We start from the raw sequence: 3947 nt of genomic DNA, 5'->3' as shown, positions 1-3947 counted from the left end.
TGATTTCCGGAGGGTTAATCTTTACTTCAGGCCAGTTACCGTTAAGCCCTCAGACAGGGCTTCTGGTTAAAAGTGATATTGAAAAACAGACAAAACAATGTCTGGAGAATATGAAAGCCATCTTATCGCATGCAGATGTCGACATGTCAGGTGTGGTAAAAACTACAATTTACCTTACTGATATGGTGAGCTTCCCTATAGTGAATGAAATCTATAATGATTTTTTCATCAAGAACGGGGCCAATTACTTTCCAGCAAGAACCTGTGTCGAAGTGTCTAAACTACCCCTCAATGCTTTAGTGGAAATTGAGGCCATTGCAGTAGTGAATTAACCTTTTGTCTCACATTCCCTAGAGATAGAGCCTTGACGACTTTTGCCAAGGCTTTTTGGTTCAAGTGGGTCTGGAGGGCCGAATAGCTGTACTCTGGGCTATTCATGTTTAGAGCGTTTTAAAATGTCCAATCCAGCAAGAAAATCATAGTTGTTGACTGCTTTTATTAACGCATTAAATTCTGAGTCGGAAAGACCTAAAGATGCACCAGATTCAAAGTGAGCTAACTTATCAAGTACAGCGGTATCATTATTGAACATTAGCTCGGTAACAGCATCATATACTTCTAACGAAAAGGGCTGTGTTTGCTTTGTTTCTATGATTTTTGAAACTGCGACGTTATCTAAGATATCTCGACAAACGGTTTTTAATGCTCGACTAAAGTCGTGTAATTTGGCTCTGTATTCGATGTTATCTTGGTGGTTTTCTAAGCTCGCACATCGCTTTTGAATAGACTCTAGACCCAAACTACCGCTAAGTCCTTTTAAGGTATGCAATGACTGTTGTAAGTCTTCCGAACGAAGGTGAGTTAAATCTTCGTTTTTGTATTGCTTTGCAAATTTCTTTAATAAAGACAAATACAAAGAGTCACTGCCATCACTAACCTTCAACCCACTGTTTATATTCAAGCCTGCCACTTTACTAAGGCGCTCTAACTCACAAGGTATACCCTGGTTGTGGTTTATCGAAGGTTGTGGGTTGGGTATGTAGCGACCCAAAATACCGTTTAACTCCCCTATATCAATAGGTTTGTGCAAGACACTATTCATACCGGCATTTAGCGCTTTAACTTCATCACTTTTTAGTATGTTTGCGGTTAAAGCAACAATGGGTAACTCAGAGAGCTCCAAGACGTTACGTATGTATTGTGTCGCTTGATAACCATCCATTATAGGCATTTGGCAATCCATTAATACGATGTCAAAGGTTTTGGTTTGAACTAAATCAACCGCTTCTTTACCGTTGTGAGCAATGGTCACTCGCAGACCTCTCCTTATCAGTAGGTCCTGTATTAATTCTTGATTAAGTGAATTATCTTCTACAACTAACACATGCTTATCTTCCCAGCTGGGCTTATGGTGCTCCGAAAATAAGAGGGGTTCCTTATCGTTTTGACTAAATATTGTAGCTAATGTTTTTAAAAGAGCGGTATTAGTAAATGGTTTGAGCAGCCAATCATCACAATGAAATTGAAGAACTTCAAAATGCTCATTTAAGTTTTTCATTGATCTATTCGTCACCAAAATAACTTTTACATGCTCCATGCCTAGATCACTTAGTTGTTTAAATTGTGAGACTAAGTCGGCTTCAGATGATGATGGTGATAGTGAGAATATGAGTAACTCTGGCCGCTTATGACCTGAAGTGATGATAGCTTCAACGTCAGAAAAGCTTTTATGCGGGAGAGTTAACTGGCGGCATTGGCGTTCGATAGCTAGCCGAGATTCTTTACACGAGTCGAGAATAAAAACTGATTTAGGGAGATTTATGTGAGGGCGGTTGATTGTATCGTTTTTCGTCAGTTGCAAAGGTAGTGAGACTGAAAAAGTCGTTCCTTCTCCCAAAGTGCTTTCTACACCTATGGTCCCATTCATTTGTTTTACAATGTTTTTTGTTATTGCTAAACCTAAACCGGTTCCACCATATTGGCGTGTCGTTGAGGCGTCAGCCTGAGTGAAGGACTTAAATAACTTATTAATTTGAGACTGTTTCATCCCAATTCCTTCGTCTTTTACCTCACAATTGAGCATGATCGATTTTGGTGTCTTGTTGGATACTTTTATGCTGAGGCGGACTTTCCCTTTCTCAGTAAACTTAACAGCATTAAATCCCAAATTCAGTAAGACTTGCTTAACTCTGAAAGCGTCACCGAGTAAATATTGGGGTACATCATCATCGACCAGAAGAAGTAAATCGATAGCCTTATCTTGAGCTTTCATGCATAACGTATCGAGAACATCTTCAATAAGCTCATCCAATATGAATGGCGCGTTTTCTAATTTGAGCTTTCCAGCTTCGATTTTTGAAAAATCTAACAAATCATTAAGAAGGTAAAGTAATGACTTAGCAGATAAATTTACTTTCTTAATATAGTTCCGCTGGTATTTCTCTAGACTTGACTCGAGCACTAAGTGGGTTAGGCCAATAATGGCATTCATAGGTGTGCGAATTTCATGGCTCATGTTAGCTAAAAATCTAGATTTAGCTTGGTTGGCCGACTCAGCTTCATCTCTCGCCTGTTTTAAGGTTGAAGCCAGTAAGTGCAACTCTAATTGCGAGCGTCGCATTATGTAGGTGAGCAACAAAATCGCTCCAATAAAAATAACAGCAGAGTATATTAAATATTCAGATACCTGCTTAAATTGGGAGATTTCAGCAAAGCGAATTTGTCGTAAATGAGCTAACTTATCATCAGCTTTAGTGGCGGCCATAATCATGTTTTTAGCAATACGATCAAGTTGTTCTGAGGTTTCTGAGATACTCAAAAAATGAACTCTATAAACACCGATAGCTGGAATGATAGATTTAATTAGCTGTTCATTTTCGTCAGCAACCAAGTAAGGAGTGATAGCTTTTGCATGAGCCAAAGCTTGATCGATCGCGTTTAAAAACTCTGCTTTTTTCTGGTGTCGCTCTTCAGGATGAGGACAGAGCAAGAAGTTTTTATCGGCTTCTCTCGCTTTACTCATGGCTTGTTTAAGTCGGGTAGCCAAAAAGCCGGCATCTAAACTTAAACTCATCTCCGACTCTAGGTTAGTAATGGTTTTATTTACATCTTTTAAGCTATTTTGAACATAGCTTCGCAGTTGAGCAGCACTCTCTTTTAACGCTGAAGTTGCTTGCTGCAAAGCGTTTGAAGCTTCATCGCTATCGTTATTTACCCGTACAGAAAATGCTTGAGAATAACGAAGCTGTGCTCTGACGAACTCGTTGAGCAACAATAACTCTTTTCGTTCGGAGAGCTCTTCGGCGATTAATCTTAACCTATTGATATTTTGTTCTTTTTTATGAAGATCTGCCGAGTTTTTAGACATTAAATAGGTTGAACTATAAGCGTGTACCGCTTCAGCTAGTAAAACAGCTTCATTGGTTAATGCCACTCGTTCATTGACCTCGACAACTTTATCCTTTTTGTCTGATTCTGCTATTTGATTCGAGCGAACTTTTTGAGCAAGTGTATTTTTTAATTTATTCGTTTCACTCGTCGCTTTAACTGCGGCAGCTTCCATAGCTTCGATACGTTTTTTCTGTGTTTCAGTTAATTCTCTATATTGACCAAACAACCTCTGGTAGTCAGATATGTAGCTCAACAATGACTCGTCCACTAAACTTCTATTATCTAGGTGTTTCTCAAAGTCATTCGCTAATTTAAGGGTTTCAGTGATGTATTCTTCAGCTTTAATCGCTTCTTTTTCTTGTTGGTCACGGGTATAGGTTAACTCAGCTAAACGAGCTTTATCTAACGAAAGCAGTAACTTGCCAGCTAAGCTGTATCGATCGAGAGAGTTAAATGTTTTATTGATACCGACGCCAGAAAAAAGACCTACTAAACAAAGCGATGCGATCACTAAAACAAAACCAACGACAATCAAATTGGCTTCTTTAGATACTTTT

At 38.9% G+C, this 3947-nt stretch carries 2 protein-coding genes; one reads left to right on the top strand and one right to left on the bottom strand.

Annotated features, from left to right (window positions below):
* A partial coding sequence (locus tag BCT81_RS25450; protein WP_102426265.1) for a Rid family detoxifying hydrolase occupies window positions 1-332 on the top strand: 332 nt, incomplete at its 5' end.
* A 98-nt stretch (window positions 333-430) separates the two neighbouring features.
* Here BCT81_RS25450 and BCT81_RS25445 read toward each other — a convergent pair.
* Window positions 431-3925: a response regulator gene (locus tag BCT81_RS25445; RefSeq protein ID WP_206748017.1), complete on the bottom strand. Its 3495-nt coding sequence runs from the start codon at window positions 3923-3925 to the stop codon at window positions 431-433.
* Window positions 3926-3947 lie beyond the last annotated feature (22 nt).

Origin of the sequence: Vibrio sp. 10N.261.52.A1 (assembly GCF_002876325.1) — a bacterium.
In the GTDB taxonomy this organism is placed as follows: domain Bacteria; phylum Pseudomonadota; class Gammaproteobacteria; order Enterobacterales; family Vibrionaceae; genus Vibrio; species Vibrio chagasii.
Note: the sequence above shows the minus strand (reverse complement) of the source record. Positions and strands in the feature narration are given on the sequence as shown.